Here is a 19,886-nt window from a genome sequence, read left to right as displayed (position 1 = left end):
TCCCCTCCCACCTCCTGCATGGGGTGGGAGGGGTACCCGGAACCGGCAGGGTCCGGGGCCTGAAAATCCCGGAACCTCTCAAGTTTTGGTGGCGGTTTCACCGGCGGATGCACTCACTCGTCGTCTGCCGGTGGGGCCGCCTCCGCGTATCACCGATACACAACCACAGAGCACACAGCATTACCGAAAAATAGAAAATCCGAAGGAGGATTCCATGACAACGCCTCATGCGCCACGCCGCAGAATGAAGGCTGTCGGTGCGACCGGTTTGAGTGCGGCTCTTGCCCTTACTCTCGGCGTTCCCGCCACTTTCTCTGCAGCTCACGCTCAGAGCCCCCAGCAGGTCGAAGGAAGCACTGCGAGCGCATCCGGTGACGCTGCCTCGCGTATCAGCCCGGGCCTGCAGAAGGCTGAAGGCCAAATCACCGTGTATGTTCAGTTCAAGGGCAAGGGCGCGTATGAGCAGACCCAGTCCGCGGCTGTTCTGGCACGTAAGGAGGCGCCGGCGAACCGTCAGGCGCAGGTGCAGGCTATTGCAGCTCAGGTGCAGTCGCAGGCTCAGTCTGTGGCGGCTGCTTCTGGCGCGAAGCTGATGTACACCACGCATAATGCGATGCGTGGTGCAGCGATTACTGGTGATGCTGCGCAGATTCGTGCGTTGGCGGAGCGCCCGGATGTGGAGCGTATTTCGCCGATTATCGCGAAGGAGCGTATGAACTCCGGTAGCGAGATTGATACGAAGACTCTTGCCACGTGGACTCGTGAGAATACGGGGTACACGGGTAAGGGCGTGAAGATTGCGGTTGTTGACTCTGGTGTTGACTATACGCACGCTGATTTTGGTGGCCCCGGTACGGTGGATTCGTACCTGAAGGCTAAGGCGATGACGGAGCTTCCGTCCGCTGATTCGGGCCTGATTGATCGTAATAAGTTCATTGGCGGCATTGACTTGGTCGGTGATGACTACAATGCGTCGGTGGCTGAGAAGTCGACTCCGCAGCCGGATAATAACCCGCTGGATTGCCGCCCGGATGGTTTCGGTTCTGGCGGTCACGGCACACACGTGGCGGGTACTGCCGCCGGTTATGGTGTGACGGCGAACGGTACGACTTACCGTGGCGATTACAAGAACCTGACGGAAGAGCAGCTGAAGGGCATGTCTATTGGCCCAGGTACTGCTCCTGACGCTCAGATTTTGGCGATTCGTGTGTTCGGTTGCTACGGCAATTCGAGTGTTGTGATGAAGGCGCTCGATACCGTGATGGACCCGAATGGTGACGGTGATTTCTCTGACCGCGCCGACATTGTGAACCTGTCGCTCGGTGGCGAGTTCGCCCCGGCTGACGACCCTGAGTCGTACATGATTAATACGATGGCGCGCCAGGGTGTGTTCACTGTGGCTGCTGCCGGTAACGCCAATAACTACAACGGTGTGGGTGACACCTACTCCGATTCGGGTAGCCCGGCGAATGCGGCTGCGGCGCTGTCGGTGGCGAACGCCTACGGTTCGACTCAGCCGATTGACCGTGTCCGCACGACCACGAAGACTGGTTTGGAGTGGTTGCAGGGTGATTATTCGGTGAACTTCGATTATTCGAAGGCATCCGCTGATCAGCTGCGCGGCGAGGTTGTTGCTGCACCGAAGCGTAACCGTTACGCTTGCGAGGCTTTCACTGCTGAAGAGGCGAAGGCTTTGAAGGGTAAGTGGGTTTACTTCGAGTGGGATCAGGACGATTTGACGTTCCCGTGCGGTTCGAAGGTGCGTTTCGATAACGTTCAGGCTGCCGGCGGTGTTGGCGTGGTGATGGCCGGTAAGGCTGAGCGCTACACGATTGGCATTGGTGGTAATGCGACCATTCCGGGTCTGCGTCTGACTGCTTCTTCGACGAAGGACCTGGAGAAGGCTCTGGCTGCCGGTCCGGTGACCGTTGAGATGAACCTGGATTACAAGGCTTCGGGCCGCGGTCCTCACTCGCACGCTTTTGATTTGAATTCCTCGAGTGCTCGCGGTCAGCACGGTTCTGATGGCTTCATTAAGCCTGACCTTGCGGCACCGGGTACTGAGATTGTCTCTGCCGCTGTGGGCACGGGTAATAAGGGTGTTTCCTTCACCGGTACCTCCATGGCGACCCCGCATGTTGCCGGTGTTGCCGCTCTGGTGATGCAGGCGCATCAGGATTACAACCCGCAGATGATTAAGGCTGCGCTGATGAACGGCGCGTCCACCCCGATTAAGAATGAGCAGGGTGCGCAGTACGCGGTGGATCGTGTGGGTACGGGCATGGTGAATGCTCGCGCCGCCGTGGACGCGAAGGTTATCGCGTACGATGCGAAGACCCCCGAGCGTGTTTCGACCGCGTTTGGCGTGCTGGAGTACACCCCCGATTCGGGTATTCAGACTGTCCAGCGTGAAATCGTGCTGGACAACACCGATTCGCAGGCTCACACCTACACCCTGAGCTACGAGGCAAGCACGACCATCCCGGGTGTGGAGTACTCCTACCCGCAGCAGGTGAGCGTGGGTGCCGGTGAGCGTAAGAACGTGACCGTGACCGTGCGTATTGACCCGTCCAAGCTGGAGAAGACCATGGACCCGGCGATGAGCGCCGACCAGGTTGCTCAGGACTGGACGAGCGGTAAGACTCTGGCTGCTGGTAAGCGCCAGTACATTGCGAGCGCTTCTGGTCGCCTGATTTTCTCTGAGAATGGTCGCGAGGCGATCCGCCAGTCGATTCACGTGGCGCCGAAGCCTGTCTCGAAGATGCGTGTTGATGCGTCCCGTATTGACTACAAGGGTATTGCCGATAAGGAGTCCACGGTGACTCTGCGTGGTACGACCCTGAACCAGGGCGGTTACCGTTCGCTGCTGGGTGCGTTTGAGCTGGGTGCGGTCAGTGACCGTATTCCGTCCGGTCAGCTGAAGCTGCCGTCGAACCAGTCTGTTGACCTGCAGTATGTGGGTGCATCCTCGGATGCTCCGGCGTTGAAGGCTGCCGGCAAGAACCCGAACGATGGTTCTCTGTTCTTCGGTATTTCGACCTGGGGCACCTGGGATAGCATGCACTGGGGCCGTCAGGTACAGGTGCAGATTGATACGAATAACGACTCCGCCGCAGATTACGTTCTGGAGGTGACCCGCGAGAAGGGTCTGGATTACCCGCTGGTGAAGGTCTGGTCCATCTCCGGTAACGCATCCACCGTGGTGGCTCGCTACCCGCTGAACAACGCCTGGGGCGACACCGACACCAACATCATGGACACCAACACCATGATTCTGGGTGTGCCGCTGAAGGACCTGGGCCTGACCGCTGAGAAGGCTCAGAGCATCAAGTACACGGTACAGACCGACACCTGGCACAACGAGGGTAACTCCTACGTGGACACCACCTCGGCTATCGAGTACTCCCCCTTCAACCCCGGTGTTTGGTTCACCGGTGAGGAGTCGGGCGTGCCCGGCCTGTTCGTGGACCGTGACGGCGGTCAGCTGACCGTTCACCGCAAGAACAACAACAAGGAGCGTCAGGCTCTGTTCCTGCACATGCACAACGCGACCGGTGACCTGAGCGGCCGTAAGACCGCTAACGGTGTTGCCGCTGGCGACCGTGCGCAGGTCGTGAAGGTGGCTCGTACCATCCACGATGCACGCTTCACCGACGTTCCGGCGGATAACCAGTTCTACCGTGAAATCACGTGGATTGCTGCCCGTCAGATTGACCGCGGCTACCAGGACGGCACCTTCCGCCCGCTGAACAACATGGACCGCGCAACCATGGCTGCGTACTTCTACCGTATGAGCGGCTCGCCGCAGTACACCGCACCGTCCACCCCGAGCTTCTCGGATGTCCCGCTCAACCACCCCTACTACAAGGAAATTGAGTGGATGAAGGCTCAGGGCATCACGACCGGCTGGCCTGATGGCACCTACCGCCCGGAGGGTTCGGTGAACCGTGACGCGATGGCTGCGTTCTTCTACCGTTACGCTGGTTCGCCCGAGTACACTGCCCCCGCGCAGGCTCGTTTCACGGACGTTCCGACCGACAAGCAGTTCTACCGCGAGATCTCGTGGCTGGCTGAGCAGGGCGTGACCACCGGCTGGCCCGATGGTTCGTTCCGCCCCGTGGAGCCGGTGCACCGCGACGCTATGGCGGCGTTCGTGTACCGCTACAGCACGGGTGTGCTGAAGGAAAGCCCTGAAATTTAGGGGCACAGGATCTAAAAACCCTGAATTCTAGGGTTCATAAGGTTCTACCGCTGTAGGTGCTACCTCAGCAGGTTCTACCGAGGGAGCCGTACCGTTGCAGTTTATCTGCAGCGGTGCGGCTCCCTTTTTCTGCGGTTGGGTGAGTTTGTATTCCGCGTCATGTTCCGTAATACGAGTCTGACTAGGTTATATAAAGAATCGTTGAGACAATAAGTGAAGGTTTCTTCACCATCGGCATGAACCTTGACGCTCACGCCGCATGGGCACACTGGAGGCGCACTGGAAACACAGTGCAGACGCACCGTAGCACTCTCGGTGCAGAACCCTTGCCGTACAGCTCTCCGAGCAGAACTCTCGGCACAGAACCTCGGTGCAGAAACCGCTAAGAAACACACCATCACTAAAAAGGAGCATTCAGTGGCAACCTTCCCTGAAGCTACCCCCGCGCGAGCCGCTCGGCACACACAGCCGGGCCGCCTCAAGCAGCTGGCACGCAGCTGCGGCGCACTCACCCTGGGGCTCACCCTCGGGCTGACCGCCCTGCCGTTCGGTACCGCCGCCTACGCGGCACCGGGCGTAGTACGCGGCGCAGACCGGGACGCACCCCACCAGAACACCGGCACCGGCGAGAACAACAACGAAGTTCTCTCCCCCAGCCTGGACGGCGCCACCGGCGAACGCGCCGTGTTCGTCCGATTCAAGGGTCAGGGTGCGTACGCCCAGACCCAGCCGGACGCGGTCCGCTCCCGCGCGCAGGCACCCGTCAACGCGCAGGCGCAGGTGCAGGCAATCCGCGCCAGCGTGCAGCAGCAGGGCGCCTCCGCGGCGAAGGAATCCGGCGCGCAGGTCCTGTACACCACCCACAACACGATGCGCGGCGTGGCGCTCTACGGTAACGTCGAGCAGATTCGTGCGCTCGCGAACCGCGACGATGTGGAACGCATCAGCATCATTGAGGACATGGCACCGCAGAACAGCGGCACCCTCATTGATACGGACACGCTCTCCGTGTGGGCGAAGAGCCCGGCGAACCCCGCCTCCACCGGCTACACCGGCAAGGGCGTGAAGATCGTCGTGCTCGATACCGGTATCGACTACACGCACGCCGATTTGGGTGGCCCCGGCACGCAGGAAGCCTTCGAGAAGGCAAAGGCTTCCGACACGATCCCCGAGGGCACCTACGACCCGAAGAAGTTCCTGGGCGGCTACGACCTGGTCGGTGACGACTACAACTCCGCCAAGAAGGAGACTTCCACTCCCCACCCGGACGCGAACCCGCTGGACTGCGGCGGCCACGGTAGCCACGTGGCCGGTACCGCGGCGGGCTACGGCGTGAACGCGGACGGCTCGACCTTCCGCGGCGACTACTCCAAGCTCACCGAGGAGCAGCTCAAGGACATGAAGATTGGCCCGGGCTCCGCGCCGGACGCCCAGCTGATTGGCCTGCGCATCTTCGGTTGTAAGGGCACCACCGCGTTCGTCCCCAAGGGCCTGGACCGTGTGCTCGACCCCAACGACGACGGCGACTTCTCCGACCGCGCCGACATCGCGAACCTGTCGCTGGGCAACGAGTTCGGCGTGTTCGACGAGACCGTGAACTACGCGGTCGGTTCCCTCTACCGCGAGGGCATCCTCTCCGTGGTTGCGGCGGGTAACGCCAACAACTACAACGCCGTGGGCGACACCTACTCCAACTCGGGCGGCCCCGGCACCAGCGCCTACGGCCTGACCGTGGCGAACTCCATCGGCTCGACCCAGCTGGTGGACCGCGTGAAGATTCTCGCCCCCGCGAACGAGGCGGACACCTACGGTGACTACTCGGTGAACTTCGACTACTCGAAGGCGACCGAGGAGCAGCTGCGCGGCACCGTGGTGCGTGCCGCCTCCCGCAACCGTTACGCCTGCGAGGCGTTCACCGAAGAGGAAGCCGCAGCACTGAAGGGCAAGTGGGCCCTCATCGACTGGGCGGACGCTGACGGCACCGCACCCTGCGGTTCGAAGGTACGCTTCGACAACCTGCAGGCGGCGGGCGCGACCGGCGTGGTGCTCACCTCGAACACTGAGGTTGGTGACACCGCTATCGGCGGCAACTCCTCCATTCCGGGCGTGCGCCTGGCAAAGAGCCAGGTGGAGCGCCTTTCCGCGCAGATTGATTCGGGTGAGCTGACCCTGCAGCTCGGCGAGAACCTGCGCGACTCGATCCGCGTGCCCAACGGCAAGCTGGATCAGGCGAACACCTCCACCGCGCGTGGCCTGCACGGTTCGCACGGCATCACCAAGCCGGACGTTGCGGCACCGGGCACGAACATTTCCTCCATCGAGGTTGGTAGCGGCACCGGTTCGAGCGTAAAGACCGGTACGTCCATGTCCACGCCGTTTGTTGCCGGTGTTGCGGCGCTGATTATGCAGGCGCACCCGGAGTACGGTCCGCGCATGCTTAAGACCGTCATCATGAACACCGCCGACCACCACATGCAGGACGCCTGGGGTAACCCCTACGCGGTGGACCGTGTGGGTACCGGCCGCATCAACACGCGTGCGGCGGTAGCTGACCGCGTCATGTTGTTCAACGCGGCACGCCCCGAACAGGTTTCTGACACTTTCGGCGTGCTTGAGTACACCCCGAACGCCGGTGTGCAGACCCTGCAGCACCGCGTGAGCGTTGAGAACACCGACTCGGTGGCGCACACCTACACCCTGAACTATGAGGGCAGCACGAGCATCCCGGGTGTGGAGTTCTCCTACCCGCAGTCCGTGTCTGTAGGTGCCGGTCAGAAGGCAACGTTCACCGTGACGGTGCGCATTGACCCGTCGAAGCTGGAGAAGACCCGTGACCCGTCCATGTACCCGAACCAGGATTCGGTGAACTACTCGACCGGTGCGGTGACCATTTCGGGTGCCCGCCAGTACATTGCGAGCGCTTCGGGCCGCCTGATCCTGACCGATGCTGACTCTTCGGCTGCAGTGAAGACCCTGCGCATGCCACTGCACGTGGCACCGAAGCCTGTCTCCGCGATGCGTGTGGCTGGCTCCGATATCGCCTTCGATGCGGAGGGCTCCGGCGCGACCGAGCAGACCCTGACCCTGCCGGGAACCGCAGTGGATCAGGGTGGTTACCGCTCCCTGCTGGGCGCCTTTGAGCTGGGCGCTTCGAGCCCGCGCATCCCCACCGCGAAGCTGGGTGTGGGTTCGGATTCCCGCATGGACCTGCAGTACGTGGGTGCCGCCTCGAACGTGGCGGCGTTGAAGGCTGCCGGTGCGGACACCTCCGAGGCGCGCCTGTCCTTCGGTATTTCCACCTGGGGTAACTGGCAGGAGGTGACCCCGCGTGGCACCTACTACGTGTTCGTTGATACCGACAAGGACGGCACGAGCGACTACCGCCTGCAGACGGTGCGTGAGAAGGGCCTGGACTACCCGCTGGTGAAGGTTTCTAAGCGCAGCAACGGCAAGTGGCAGGCCATCGAGAACGCCCTGTACCCGCTGAACGGCACCTGGGGTGATACGGACACCAACATCATGGATTCGAACACCCTGGTGATGACTGTTCCGCTGAGCGTTCTGGGCCTGAACCCGAACGCCGAATCCACCGAGATTTCGTACTCGGTGACCACTTCTAGCGCGTTCTCCGCGACGACCGTGGTTGATACGACTGATTCGGTGGTGTTCAACTATGCGGCGCCGAAGCTGTGGTTCAGCGGCGATTCGGCGGGCGTGCCGAACCTGTTCGTGGATGCACCGGAGACTCAGCTGGTGGCGCACCGTAACGGCGACGCGAAGAACGTTTCTGCACTGTTCCTGCACATGCACAATGCAACCGGCGACCTGTCCGGTACGAACGGTGCTGCGGGTGAGCGTGCGCAGGTTCTGCGTGTCTCGTCGAACTCTGAGGCTACCGCCGCGAGCGCGCACTTTACGGATGTTCCGGCGGACTATCCGTTTGCAAACGACATTAACTGGCTGGCTCAGCGTCGTATTACGACCGGCTACCCGGACGGCACGTTCCGCCCGAACGGTTCGGTGGAGCGCGGCGCGATGGCGGCGTTCTTCTACCGTATGGCGGGTTCGCCGCAGTTCACTGCGCCGAGCACTCCGAGCTTTAAGGATGTGCCGCGAGATCACCCGTTCTTCAAGGAGATTGAGTGGATGCGTGCCCGCGGTATTACGACCGGCTGGTCGGATGGTACGTTCCGTCCGAATGCTGCGGTGAACCGTGATGCTATGGCGGCGTTCTTCTACCGTTTTGCGGGTTCGCCGGCGTATTCGGCTCCGGTGGCTTCGCCGTTTAGTGACGTGTCGACCGGCAGCCAGTTCTACCGCGAGATTGCGTGGTTGGCCGATCAGCGGATTACGACGGGTTGGCCGGATGGTTCGTTCCGTCCGGTTCAGCCGATTGAGCGTGGCGCGATGGCGGCGTTCTTGCACCGCTATAACGTGCGCGTGCTGAATAACCGCTAGTCGGATGCGGATGTGAGGGCCGTGTCGGGGTGGAGTTTTCTGCCCCGGCACGGCCTTTTCTGTGGGCTGACTTCATCAGTAGATATAGTGCTAAAATTTGTACAAGAAATAGTACAAAGGAAAGATACTATGCTCACCGTTGGATTTTCTGAACTACGTGCCAACCTCACTTCCGTGACTAATCAGGTCATTCAGGAAGGTGAAGAAATCACTGTATTTAAGCGCAATCAGCCTGCTTTCAAGATTGTTCCTCTGGGAGTAGATTCCACTTCTGATAACAAAGAAGCCGTAGCGAAGACTTCTTCTGAAACTATCGATCAGGAGAAGATTTTAGGGGCAGCGACTAGCTTCATTGACCGTTACGAAAGCGTCTTTGAACGTCTGAGCCAGTGATGTCCTCTGCACATATCTCCGTTGATACTGCTTTAGCTATCCACCAGTTGCTTATCAACCGCTTTGGAGGGTCTGCAGGCGTTCGAGACCTTGATATTCTCGAAGGAATTCTTCAGAGCCCTTACCAAACTTTTGGTGGAGAAGAGCTATATCCGCACATTGTAGATAAGGCTGTTCATCTCTGTGTAGAGGTTATTCGTCAACATCCTTTTGTTGATGGCAATAAGCGTGTAGCGGTTGCGCTCCTTGGTGGCCTTCTAGAGTGTCACGGTCTCTATTTAGTAGATGACTCTACTCATCTCTATAACAAAGTCATCGGATTAGTCACTCATGTCTGCAGTATTGAAGAGTTTACTCAATACGTTCATTCGCATCTCACTTCCAGTCTCGAGTGAGCGCATTGCCGCTTCCAGGAGCATGAAAAAACTACCTTTTTAAAAGAAATACCCCCGGTGGATGCTGTACGCATCTGCCGGGGGTATTTGCTTGCCTCGCCCTGCCCGAGGCGGGCTAGTTAGTGGCGGCGGGCTTCTTTACGGTTGAGCTTCTCAATGGCGGCTTCCACCTTTAACTTGCGGTGATTGAGCTTCCAGAGGCTAAAAGACTGCAGCAAGGTACTCTTACCAATCTCCACAAGGGAGGGCAGCCCCTGCTGGATGAGTGCCTCATTGATTTCTTCCGGGGTGGCGCCCTGCTCCTTCATCTGCTCGATGATGATGTTCGCCTCCGCTATTTTCCCGGAGGTGAGCGGGTGGTTTTCGAGGCTGGTTTCGATGTCTACGAGCTCGTCGTAGAGTTCAGTTTTTGTTTTTGCCATGGTGCTGTCTTCACCGTCCTTGGTTGACGTGTTCTGTAGCGTAGCGGGTGTGGGGGCGTTTTCCCTCATCACCGGCTGTTTTGAACGGTATTTGAACCGTATGTTCATGCTAACAGCCGCACGGGTTGTCGCACAGGGTTTTTACCGGTGAGTATGCTGTGTATTTGCGGAACTGGCGGGAGGCTGAAACGATACTGAACCCGCCGCGTGCGCCGCGCTGAACGCACCGTGTGGAACACTACCTCGCCTCCCTCGGTGGTTCACCGCACGGGCTATAAGGTGGAGCGTACACTTAAGTCATGCGTGAATTACAGGCACAGATCATCCGTGAAATGGGCGTCAAGCCCAACATGACCGAAGAGCAGGCACGCGAAGAAGTGGAGCGCCGCATCCAGTTCATCTGCGACTACCTGGAAGCCACCGGAAGCCGCGGCTTGGTACTGGGTATCAGCGGCGGTATCGACTCCACTCTGGCGGGTCGCCTCTGCCAGCTGGCGGTGGACCGCCTCAACGAGCGCGGCCGCACCGCCGAGTTCGTGGCGGTGCGCCTGCCCTACCGTGTGCAACACGACGAAGAGGACGCGCAGGAGGCGCTGCGTTTCATCCAGCCCACCCGCTCCCTGACCTTCAACATTGCGGAGGCTGTCGACGGCTTCGACACCGCCTACACTGCCGCGACCGGCGAGCAGATCAGCGACTTCAACAAGGGTAATGTGAAGGCGCGCGCCCGCATGATTGCCCAGTACGCGGTGGCTGGCGGCCCCGGCTACCTGGTGGTGGGTACCGACCATGCGGCGGAGTCCATTACGGGTTTCTTCACGAAGTTCGGTGACGGCGGCGCGGACCTGCTACCGCTGTACGGCCTGAACAAGCGCCAGAACCAGCTGCTGCTGCGGGTGCTGGGTGCGTCTGAGCGTCTGTGGGCTAAGCCGCCGACGGCTGACCTGCTGGACGGCGTGCCCGGCCGTACCGATGAGGATGAGCTGGGTCTGACCTACCCGCAGATTGATGACTACCTGGAGGGTAAGGAAATCGATGAGGCGGCAGCTGCGAAGCTGGAGCAGATTTACCTGCGTAGCCGCCATAAGCGCACTACTCCGGTGACGATTTTTGATTCCTGGTGGAAGAACTAGCGCCTCAACCGGCAAATGACCTAACGTAAAAGCCCCAAACTCCCTTGGTGGGAGTTCGGGGCTTTTACTATGCTTTTGCAGACCGAGGACTATGCCTTCTGTTCGGGCTGTGCGCCAGAAACCTGGGCAGCCTGAACGTCCGAATCCTCAGAACCTTCAGCCTCAACCTCAGCTTCAGCGGGCGGTACCTTCGCGCCACCCGTGGCGAGGAACAGCACCAGGCCCAACGCGCAGGCGAGCACCTGGGTGAAGGGGAACGCCCAGGTCAGACCCTTAAAGCCGAACCACATGTTGCCGAAGTACACGGCGGGGAAGAACAGCAGAGCAATACCGAGGGTCATCAGCATTGCCGGGCCGCCCTTACCGGCCGCCTGGAACCAAGACACAAACACGATGCTGACCGCGTTGAACACGGCGGCGAGCATCAGCGCAACCATAATCTCCTCGCCGGTGTCGATGAGGCTTGCATCGCCAACCACGGCGAGCAGTTCACGGCGGAAAATCAGCACCGGAATGGTGATGATCGCGGAGGTCGCCACGGACAGGATCGTTGCGGTGCGCAGCGCCTCCTTCACGCGGGCGCCGTTGCGGGCACCGTAAGCGTAGGCGTACAGCGGGATACCGCCCATACACAGGCCCATGCACAGCATTTCGGGCACCATGTTCAGGCGCATTGCCAGGCCGAACGCCGCGACGGTGTCGTCACCGTAGGAGGCGGCGAGGTTGTTCAGCAGCAGGGCGGCGAAGATCAGGTTGAGGCTCTGAATGAGCTCAGCAGCACCGACCGCGACCACGGGCTTGATGATAGCGGGGTCGAGGGAGAAGTCGCGGATGTTCGCGGAGAAGTTCTCGCTCTGACGCATCAGGAACAGCAGGTAGTACAGCATGGATGCGCCGTTCGCCAGCAGCATCGCCCAACCGGCACCGGCGACGCCCATGCCCATGATGGCGATGAACAGCACGTCGAAGATGCAGGTGACGACGGTGCCGACGATGATGCCGTACATGGACTGCTTGGCGTAGCCTTCGGATCGGACGAGCTGTTCGAGGGTGAACATGCCGATAGCGAGGGGCGCGCCGAGGAACATGAGGTGCATGTAGATGCGGGTCGGTTCGTAGGAGCCGCCGGATGCACCCATGATGCTGGTGATCGGGTCGGCGAGGATGAAGCCGATAGCCGCCGCGACGATACCGGCACCGAGCGCCGAGTAGAGGGCGAAGGAGGTGACGCGGTGAATTTCGTGGGCGGGCTGGCCTTCACCGAGCTTGCGGGAGGCGAGGGTTGAGGAGCCCAGGCCGAACAGTCCTGCGATCGCCATGATGACGCCGAAGACGGGCACGCCGTAGCTGGTGGCGGCGAGGTCTTCGGTGCCGCCGTAGTGGCCGACGAAGTAGGAGTTCACCACGTTGTAGATGCTGGTGATGGCGAGGCCGAGTGCCATGGGCACGCCGAGGGAGAGGAGCGCCTTGAGGATGGGTGCTTCTTTGAGCAGGTAGATGTTCTGCGGGTCTTCGCTTGCGCCGTGCGGGCCGTGTCCTGCGGCGGGTGCGGTGTTGTTGGGTGCGCCGTTTTTGGGCGCGTTATTTTCAGTCTGGTGGGACGTCATAGGTTCCTGTGGTTCTAGTCTGTGTTGTGTCCGGTGCGCGGCAAGAAGCGTGGTCCGCGCGAAAAAACGGGCTAGTGTATTGTACCGTCTCCACGTAGTGGTGGGTCTAGAGGTTTAGCCATAAAAAGCAACGAGGCGCCCCTCCCCGTTTAGGGGTGGGGCGCCTCGCCTCATACGTATCGCATGTAGGAGTGTGAGCTATTCGAGCTCAACCGGACCAAGCACGCGAACCTCCTCAATATCCAGGATTTCCTGAATCGCGTGGAGCACATTCGTGTCGATTATGCGCTCATTACGCAGGCGCTTGAGCACGCTGCGTTGCTTCTCCAAATGCCGCAGGCGCAGCTCTTTCTCAAGGTCGCCCGCTTCAATAATGCGGCGGGCTTCTTCCGGCGCATTCGCACCGTCTTTACGAACGGCGTGCAGGTTGCGGTGTATACTCGCGTTGTACATCTGTTCGTCGGCAATGCGGTCGATAATCCACTGTGGTGCACCAATTTCCTGGCCGATCTCAGCCACAGAGTCGAAGGACTCGGCAATGATCGTGCGGATTGCTTCATTAATCTCATCTTCTTCGGTGGTATCAACCGGAATTTTCGCCCACCTAATAACGAGCGGCAGGAGCATCCCCTGAACCACCATCGACAGCAGAACCACGCCCGCAACAACAAAGATAATAAAGTCACGCGCGGGAACATCAGTCGGCACGGAGAGAGCCACCGCGAGGGAAACACCGCCGCGCAGTCCCGCAAAGGTACTCACTACACGGCCACGGAAAGTTGTGCGCAGCTGCTTCTGCTTTTCTGAACGGTCAAGGGCACGAATAATACCGATCGAGACGTGCAGGAAAATAAAACGCGCCGCAATGGAAACAAGCCATGCCACCACAATCACGGCGAACGTCAAAGCCCACGCATAGTTGTATTCACGAAGAACATCATCCACAGGCGCTGTGGCGCTGGGCAGCTGAACACCCACGAGCACGAAGAGCGCACCGTTCATGACATAGGAGACAAACGACCAGATGGGCAGACCGTAGAAACGGTTTTGGGGTTTGATGGTATCCGGTCCGCGATAGGTCAGGTAGAAAGCGGCGACCACCACAGCCACCACTCCGGAACCTTTCATGCCCTCAAAAGGCTCGATCTCTTCAGCCAGGAAGAAAGCAATAAACGGCACGGTAAACATGAACACGCTGAAGTTCATGGGGTTGCCGATGTGCGCACGCAGCTTATCTACACCCCATCCGACGGCCAGGCCAACGAGAGTTCCAATCAGGAACGAGAAGAAGAACATTCCGGATGCAGTCCCCAGGGTAAGTTCATGACCACCCGCAAGCTGCAGGGCGAGTGCGAAAAGAACTAGGGTGGTGCCGTCGTTAATGAGTGCTTCCGCTTTAAGGGTGGTGATGGAAGATTTGGGGAGTTTGCCGTTGAGCGTTGCCACGGCCACAGCATCGGTGGGGGCGAGCGCCACACCGATAATCAGCGCCACATGCCACAGGTAGACGCCCATAAATGTGTGAAGCACCCAGGCGATAACGAACGCCGTGAAAATTACGAGCACCGTGCCCGAGAGCAGAATGCCGCGCAGACGAGCGCGCGCCTCACGCCAGGAGGTGTTGCGGGCTTCCCAGAAGAGCATGATGGGCAGGAAGATTTCGAGGATGACGTGCGGCGGCAGGCCGATACTCTGAACTTCGTGCAGTTCGTGGGCGGGCATAATGCCGATAGCCAGGCCAATGAATATCAGCACAATGGCGGGGGTTATCCGTATTTTATGGGCGAGGATATTACCCAGAAGAATTGCCAGCGATAGGGCAATGATGACTTCAAGCAATTTGGTGTGTTCCTTTTGGATGTGGCGGCTGGTTCATGGTGTGCGTCTGATAGACGGCTGATGTCCGCGAGTGTGCGGGTGCCAGGGTGCCCAAAATGTTTTGCTCGTTCCCTGGGCCGTGAGGCTTCCGCGTGGGGACGAGTGCGGGCGTAGCTTCTGTATTTTACCGTTGTTCAGTGCGGGTGGGTGGATGTTTACCCTGAGCAAAACCTTGCCTTATGGCCGCTCGGGATGTGAGTTTATGGGAGGCGACCTGCGTGCATCCGGCGGGTCTGCTCAGCCGGGCCTGCTCAGCCCATGAACCGCCCTACTCTAACCGCTTTTCATGACGTTTTGTGTCATTCTGACGTGAACTTGGGGTCGTACTGTGTCAGAGAACAGAAAATCCGACCCCGTGAGTGCGCGCGAACACTCAGAACGTGAGAAGATAAGGTCATGACTGATAACAACACCGTAACCGGCAGCCCGCTTGTTAAGCGCGGCCTGGCCGACATGCTCAAGGGCGGCGTCATCATGGACGTCGTCACCCCCGAACAGGCTAAGATCGCTGAAGATGCTGGCGCTGTTGCCGTCATGGCTCTCGAGCGCGTTCCCGCGGATATTCGTGCGCAGGGCGGCGTGGCTCGTATGTCTGACCCGGACATGATTGAGGGCATCATTGATGCTGTATCAATCCCGGTCATGGCGAAGGCACGCATCGGCCACTTCGTTGAGGCTCAGATTCTGGAGACCCTGAAGGTCGACTACATTGACGAGTCTGAGGTTCTTTCCCCCGCTGACTACGTGAACCACATTGATAAGCACCAGTTCAAGGTGCCTTTCGTGTGTGGTGCTACCAACCTGGGTGAGGCTCTGCGCCGCATCACTGAGGGTGCCGCTATGATCCGTTCGAAGGGCGAGGCTGGCACCGGTGACGTCTCTGAGGCGACCAAGCACATCCGCACCATTAAGCGTCAGATTGCTGAGCTGCAGGGCCTGTACAACACCATGCCCGACGAGCTGTACGTGAAGGCTAAGGAACTGGCTGCACCGTACGAGCTGGTTCGTGAGGTTGCTCAGACCGGTAAGCTGCCCGTGGTGATGTTCACCGCTGGTGGCGTGGCTACCCCCGCCGACGCTGCAATGATGATGCAGCTGGGTGCTGACGGCGTGTTCGTTGGTTCCGGTATTTTCAAGTCGGGCGACCCGGTTGCTCGTGCGAAGGCTATTGTGAAGGCTACCGCTTTCTACAATGACCCGGAGAAGGTTGCTGAGGCTTCTCGCGGCCTGGGTGAGGCTATGGTCGGCATTAACGTTGCTGACATTCCGGCACCGCACCGCCTGGCGGAGCGCGGCTGGTAATTCGTGCGCGCACCCCACGTTTGGGGTGAGTGTTTGATGAGGGGGTGGGGTTCGCTGAGGCGGGTCCCACCCTCCTTGTTTTTGTTGATTTTCTGAAGGGAGCGGTGATGGTTGAGAAGGTTCAGCCTACCGGTGTTTTGCCGGGTGAGGGTTTGACGGTTGGTGTTTTGGCGTTGCAGGGCGGCGTGCGTGAGCATGCGCTGATGCTGGAGTCCCTGGGTGCGCAGGTGCGCTGGGTGCGTACCGGTGAGCAGCTTCAGGGTCTGGATGCGCTGGTTCTGCCGGGTGGTGAGTCGTCGACGATTGACCGCCTGACCCGTATTTTTGGTGTGCGTGAGCCGCTGATTGAGGCGATTTCTTCGGGCATGCCGACTCTGGGTACGTGCGCTGGCCTGATTATGCTGTCGAAGCGTATTGATGATCCGGCACCGGGTCAGCAGTCGCTGGGCGTCCTGGATGTTTCGGTGGGTCGTAACGCGTTTGGTTCGCAGGTTGATTCTGCGGAGGTGCGCCTGCCGTGGCTGACCCCTGCCGGTGATGAGGTGGTTATTGATACGGCGTTTATTCGTGCGCCGATTGTGACTGGCACTGGTGAGGGTGTGCAGGTGACGGCTCGTCATGAGGGGAAGATTGTGGGTGTGCGTTCGGGCAACCTGATTGGTATTTCTTTCCACCCGGAGGTTACGGGCGATACGACGGTGCATGAGGAGCTGCTGGCTCTGGCACGCGAGGTGAAGGGCAACTAGCCCCTCCCCCAAAAAATAAGCCCGGTAATGACCGTTTAAAGAGTTGTGGCGGTGACCGTTGTTCGGTCACCGCCACAACTGTTTTTGCGTGGGCTTATGCGTGAGTGGGTTTATGGGCGGGCGCTGCTGGGGGTTTGGGGCTGGGCCTTCCACTGCTGGTAGGCGCTCGTGGCGAGGAATCGTGCACGGTTGCCGTCGCTGAGCTTCTTGATGTCTGCGGGGGCTGCCTCGTACCACTTTTCGTAGAGACGAATAATCGTCTCGGGGTACCCGGCTTCTTCCAGGTCTGCGCGGTGGGGGATGAATTCGTTGCGGTTCTTGATGTCTCGGTACTCGCTACCGGCGAAGGGGTCGGTGAGTCCGACGCTGGGGCGGGCGTTGTAGACATCAATGTTTTGAACGTATTCGGGGAGGGTGCTGCGCCCTGCTTTGAGTGCGGCGTGGCACTTGCTGTCGATTTCGCTGGGCTCAATGATGTGGGCGCCGTCTGCGAGGATGTTCCGGTACTGGATGTACGCGGGGTATTGTTCATCGGTGCGCGGGACGGGCTTGGTGGCTTCTGCTGAGGCGATAGCTTCGGCGGAGTATGAGGAGCAGCTGACGGTGGGCGTGGTACTTGCCGTTGCTGAGGCGCTCGCCGTGGAGGGTGAGGAGGTGCTGCTTGCCGCGGTGTTCGCACCACCGCAGGCGGCGAGGAACAGGGGCAGGGTTAAGAGAGCGGCACCGTATCGCAGTGCGTTATAGCGGGGGTTGGGGGTCCTAGAATTCAGGGCCATAATGTCACCTCATTGTGGGCTGGAACATACCGAATTGACCCTCACTATACGGGCAGTTTTGATACATGGTCAAGAGAAAAATATGTTTATTTTTTAAAATCCAACATCTCGAAAGAAAATCGACAGATAAGTTTGTTCAGCGTCTTGACCTGCTTAAACATGGAGCCCATCAGGCTTTTGAGGTAAACACAACACCAAAATACCTGCATCAGATATTGTTATTTGCCTGATAATCAGCAGAAGCCAACATGCCCAGAAGAGCGCGGTTAGAGCGCCCTTTATGCAACCTCGAACTCCGTAAAAGCCTGCGCCTCAACGGTCCATCGCTACTGCAGGAGGAAATAGATAAGTCCCCTAACGTATTCCCAGAGCAGCACCGAGAGGACGCACTGCGCAACAAATGCGGCTACAGCTGCGAGGGTTGGTATCCAGTAGCTACGCTTAGAACATGCAATAAAAACTGCTATAAAAATAACGCATGAGACAATATCGGGACCCAATAGAATGAATGCCTGTAGATCATATGGCCACAATATTCCATGCATATATTCTGTAGGAACTTTACATGAACTTAAGATATTGCCTTTTAAAATTTCATAAGTCCCATACATTTTAAAAACTAAATATAGCGACGCAATCCAAAAAATGCCTATGCGAAGCTTTACACCCAGCCATATACTAAAGATCTGCCACAAGCTAGCTAATACAACTCCCACCACGAAGAAGGGTATATAGTCGAAATATGCACTTTGCCACCTATCACATGGCGAGACAAATCCATTGAACTCTATATACAGGCTAGTTGGGAAAATATAGAAAAATTGCAATACAATGAGAAACAAGATATATAAAATTATTTTCTCATTTACGGCAAACATCTTATAAGTAGAATTCATGATGCCATTTCCTTTCAGTAGCATAAAACGCTAGTAGCGGAACACCGAATACATAGCCTCAATGTTGTTTTTCTTATCTACTAAGCCCCAAAACCAAAGCTAAAACAGTAAGTGACCCGCAAAATCTCCGCACTCTTACCCTATCTACCTCATGTTTAAGCAGGTCAGAACCTTAAGACTACTGGGTAGCACACCTTGTGTCTAGAGTGTTGGTTTTAAACTAAGATGGTATTTTCCATTGACCACATATCAAATATTTGGGTATGTTTAGACGCAATATATCGTTCCATCCCTCTTGTGAGGTGGTCTCATGACCCACACCCCTGTTTTTCTTTCGTTCCGTTCCAGCGGTCTACGACGCAGTGCCGCGCTGGCGATTCTCCCCCTGCTTCTTGCCTCCTGCGGTAGCTCCACCAGCACGGCATCAAACACTCCCGCACCCTCGAACACAACCGTGGCTTCATCCCCGTCAGCTTCAAGCGCCGCCGGGTCCGCTTCCTCTTCCGCGGCGAAGAAGACCTCCACCCCCTGCCTTGAACCTGACGAAGCCGCGAAAGCTCAAGCCCTCAAGCAGCAGGAAGCCATCAGCGCCGACCGCGGTACGGCACTGCCCTCCTACGTCTCCGCGCGGCATGTTGTGCGCAACCAGGCGAACTTCCCCACCCGCGCTGAAGCTGAATCAGCAGGAGCCGAGTGCCTGGCACTGTACGAGAAGAACAAGGCTGATCACGCCTACGCCGCAGCGTGGGTGCGCGCTATCGATGACAATAACGTGGCAAGCGGAAAGGTAGCCTCCGGCCCGCGCGCTGATATCCAGAGCGCAGACCCCTACAAGGCAAGCAACTACGTCGATATTCGAGAGGGTAAGGAGTACTTCCCAACCCGACAGGAGCTGCTCGCGGCAAACTACCCTGAGAACTACATTGTTGCTTTTGAGTTGTGGGCGCAGCAGGCACCAGCCGATGTGAAGCAGAAGAGCGACGCGAACCGTGCGGCCGCTAAGGATACTCGTTGGTCTGAGGTGGTAACCCTGCCCAGCCCCGACAACCCTGTCTAATCGAACCCCGTCTAACCTGAGTCTGTCTCATCTTAAAAATAGTTGTGGCGGTGACCGTTGTTCGGTCACCGCCACAACTGTTATAGGGTGCAGGTTAGGGTAGGAGCGCCAACCCAAACTCAATAATGATTAGCGCGATAGCACACGCGAAGAGTACCCCACGCGGCACATTGAACTTCTGCCAGAGATCATACAGCTGGCTGGGAATCAACCAAATAACGAACGCCTGAAAGGCAAGCGATAACGCGGGGTTACCCCACTGAATAATCATCAGGGCAAGAGCAAAACCCACGCCGAGCGTATCCAGGATGCGCCGGTGCTTTCGCACCTGCTCCCTCTCCTTTTGATAGCTAGGGTTGTTTAGCAACCTTGGTGGTGCTTTTTTCAGTTGACCCACAAGGATCAAAACCGCCAGCGGGATCAGAGAAATATCGAAGAACATGGGAACCGCCTTTCATGTTGGGGTTCGCTCGCTACGCCGGTGACGAGCTGATGGCGCACCATCATTGGTGAAAACTTCTCAAAAACAAGTAGTGTGCAACACGTATATAACGTATTGTGGGTTACTTTACAGTACACATAGACCCTATTCAAGAGGTAAACACTCCCCCCCCCCCCCCCC

At 58.5% G+C, this 19,886-nt stretch carries 13 protein-coding genes; 8 read left to right on the top strand and 5 right to left on the bottom strand.

Features of this window, described 5'->3' with window-relative positions:
- Window positions 1–214 precede the first annotated feature (214 nt).
- The 4 genes from HMPREF2845_RS06770 (at window position 215) to HMPREF2845_RS09130 (ending at window position 9,447) form a co-directional block, all read left to right on the top strand.
- The gene (locus HMPREF2845_RS06770; RefSeq protein WP_070634258.1) at window positions 215–4,201 is read left to right on the top strand and encodes a S8 family serine peptidase; all 3,987 of its coding nucleotides are present in this window, start codon (window positions 215–217) and stop codon (window positions 4,199–4,201) included.
- A 417-nt stretch (window positions 4,202–4,618) separates the two neighbouring features.
- A complete protein-coding gene (locus HMPREF2845_RS06765; RefSeq protein WP_070634257.1) occupies window positions 4,619–8,659 on the top strand; it encodes a S8 family serine peptidase in 4,041 nt (1,346 codons plus the stop codon).
- Window positions 8,660–8,788: 129 nt separating this feature from the next.
- Window positions 8,789–9,052: a type II toxin-antitoxin system Phd/YefM family antitoxin gene (locus HMPREF2845_RS06760; protein ID WP_049340141.1), complete on the top strand. Its 264-nt coding sequence runs from the start codon at window positions 8,789–8,791 to the stop codon at window positions 9,050–9,052.
- Window positions 9,052–9,447 (top strand): type II toxin-antitoxin system death-on-curing family toxin, encoded by a 396-nt coding sequence (locus HMPREF2845_RS09130; RefSeq protein WP_080974499.1) that lies wholly within the window; start codon window positions 9,052–9,054, stop codon window positions 9,445–9,447. The genes HMPREF2845_RS06760 and HMPREF2845_RS09130 overlap by 1 nt, the downstream gene beginning before the upstream one ends.
- A gap of 119 nt (window positions 9,448–9,566) precedes the next feature.
- On the opposite strand, the gene HMPREF2845_RS06755 is transcribed toward HMPREF2845_RS09130, so the two are convergent.
- On the bottom strand, window positions 9,567–9,869 hold the full coding sequence (locus tag HMPREF2845_RS06755; protein WP_070629316.1) for a recombinase: 303 nt from the start codon (window positions 9,867–9,869) through the stop codon (window positions 9,567–9,569).
- Between the two features lie 299 nt (window positions 9,870–10,168).
- Between HMPREF2845_RS06755 and nadE the strand changes: the two genes are divergently transcribed.
- Complete coding sequence (nadE, locus tag HMPREF2845_RS06750; protein ID WP_070629280.1) at window positions 10,169–11,002, top strand: ammonia-dependent NAD(+) synthetase; 834 nt, start codon at window positions 10,169–10,171, stop codon at window positions 11,000–11,002.
- Window positions 11,003–11,091: 89 nt separating this feature from the next.
- Here the strand turns inward: nadE and HMPREF2845_RS06745 are convergent, their stop codons facing one another.
- The gene (locus HMPREF2845_RS06745) at window positions 11,092–12,609 is read right to left on the bottom strand and encodes an MATE family efflux transporter (protein WP_070634256.1); all 1,518 of its coding nucleotides are present in this window, start codon (window positions 12,607–12,609) and stop codon (window positions 11,092–11,094) included.
- A 198-nt stretch (window positions 12,610–12,807) separates the two neighbouring features.
- Window positions 12,808–14,448 (bottom strand): Na+/H+ antiporter, encoded by a 1,641-nt coding sequence (locus HMPREF2845_RS06740; protein WP_070634255.1) that lies wholly within the window; start codon window positions 14,446–14,448, stop codon window positions 12,808–12,810.
- A 435-nt stretch (window positions 14,449–14,883) separates the two neighbouring features.
- Between HMPREF2845_RS06740 and pdxS the strand changes: the two genes are divergently transcribed.
- Both pdxS and pdxT read left to right on the top strand, forming a co-directional pair.
- The gene (gene pdxS / locus HMPREF2845_RS06735; RefSeq protein ID WP_005507298.1) at window positions 14,884–15,789 is read left to right on the top strand and encodes a pyridoxal 5'-phosphate synthase lyase subunit PdxS; all 906 of its coding nucleotides are present in this window, start codon (window positions 14,884–14,886) and stop codon (window positions 15,787–15,789) included.
- Window positions 15,790–15,896: 107 nt separating this feature from the next.
- Complete coding sequence (gene pdxT, locus HMPREF2845_RS06730; protein ID WP_070634347.1) at window positions 15,897–16,535, top strand: pyridoxal 5'-phosphate synthase glutaminase subunit PdxT; 639 nt, start codon at window positions 15,897–15,899, stop codon at window positions 16,533–16,535.
- Between the two features lie 110 nt (window positions 16,536–16,645).
- On the opposite strand, the gene HMPREF2845_RS06725 is transcribed toward pdxT, so the two are convergent.
- Complete coding sequence (locus HMPREF2845_RS06725; RefSeq protein ID WP_070634254.1) at window positions 16,646–17,311, bottom strand: hypothetical protein; 666 nt, start codon at window positions 17,309–17,311, stop codon at window positions 16,646–16,648.
- 1,206 nt (window positions 17,312–18,517) lie between these two features.
- Between HMPREF2845_RS06725 and HMPREF2845_RS06715 the strand changes: the two genes are divergently transcribed.
- A complete protein-coding gene (locus HMPREF2845_RS06715) occupies window positions 18,518–19,264 on the top strand; it encodes a hypothetical protein (RefSeq protein ID WP_070634253.1) in 747 nt (248 codons plus the stop codon).
- Between the two features lie 94 nt (window positions 19,265–19,358).
- Here HMPREF2845_RS06715 and HMPREF2845_RS06710 read toward each other — a convergent pair whose 3' ends face one another.
- Window positions 19,359–19,706, bottom strand: coding sequence for a hypothetical protein (locus HMPREF2845_RS06710; protein ID WP_070593109.1), 348 nt, complete (start codon window positions 19,704–19,706; stop codon window positions 19,359–19,361).
- Between the last annotated feature and the right edge of the window lie 180 nt (window positions 19,707–19,886).

This window comes from Rothia sp. HMSC065B04 (assembly GCF_001812285.1).
GTDB lineage: Bacteria > Actinomycetota > Actinomycetes > Actinomycetales > Micrococcaceae > Rothia > Rothia mucilaginosa.
Note: the sequence above shows the minus strand (reverse complement) of the source record. Positions and strands in the feature narration are given on the sequence as shown.

Excerpts from the sequence above, each read along its gene's own strand:
- HMPREF2845_RS09130 (WP_080974499.1), top strand. The coding sequence starts at position 9,052 with ATGTCCTCTGCACATATCTCCGTTGATACTGCTTTAGCTATCCACCAG.
- pdxT (WP_070634347.1), top strand. The coding sequence starts at position 15,897 with ATGGTTGAGAAGGTTCAGCCTACCGGTGTTTTGCCGGGTGAGGGTTTG.
- HMPREF2845_RS06745 (WP_070634256.1), bottom strand. The coding sequence starts at position 12,609 with ATGACGTCCCACCAGACTGAAAATAACGCGCCCAAAAACGGCGCACCC.
- HMPREF2845_RS06755 (WP_070629316.1), bottom strand. The coding sequence starts at position 9,869 with ATGGCAAAAACAAAAACTGAACTCTACGACGAGCTCGTAGACATCGAA.
- HMPREF2845_RS06725 (WP_070634254.1), bottom strand. The coding sequence starts at position 17,311 with ATGGCCCTGAATTCTAGGACCCCCAACCCCCGCTATAACGCACTGCGA.
- HMPREF2845_RS06715 (WP_070634253.1), top strand. The coding sequence starts at position 18,518 with ATGACCCACACCCCTGTTTTTCTTTCGTTCCGTTCCAGCGGTCTACGA.
- HMPREF2845_RS06770 (WP_070634258.1), top strand. The coding sequence starts at position 215 with ATGACAACGCCTCATGCGCCACGCCGCAGAATGAAGGCTGTCGGTGCG.
- pdxS (WP_005507298.1), top strand. The coding sequence starts at position 14,884 with ATGACTGATAACAACACCGTAACCGGCAGCCCGCTTGTTAAGCGCGGC.
- HMPREF2845_RS06710 (WP_070593109.1), bottom strand. The coding sequence starts at position 19,706 with ATGTTCTTCGATATTTCTCTGATCCCGCTGGCGGTTTTGATCCTTGTG.
- HMPREF2845_RS06760 (WP_049340141.1), top strand. The coding sequence starts at position 8,789 with ATGCTCACCGTTGGATTTTCTGAACTACGTGCCAACCTCACTTCCGTG.
- nadE (WP_070629280.1), top strand. The coding sequence starts at position 10,169 with ATGCGTGAATTACAGGCACAGATCATCCGTGAAATGGGCGTCAAGCCC.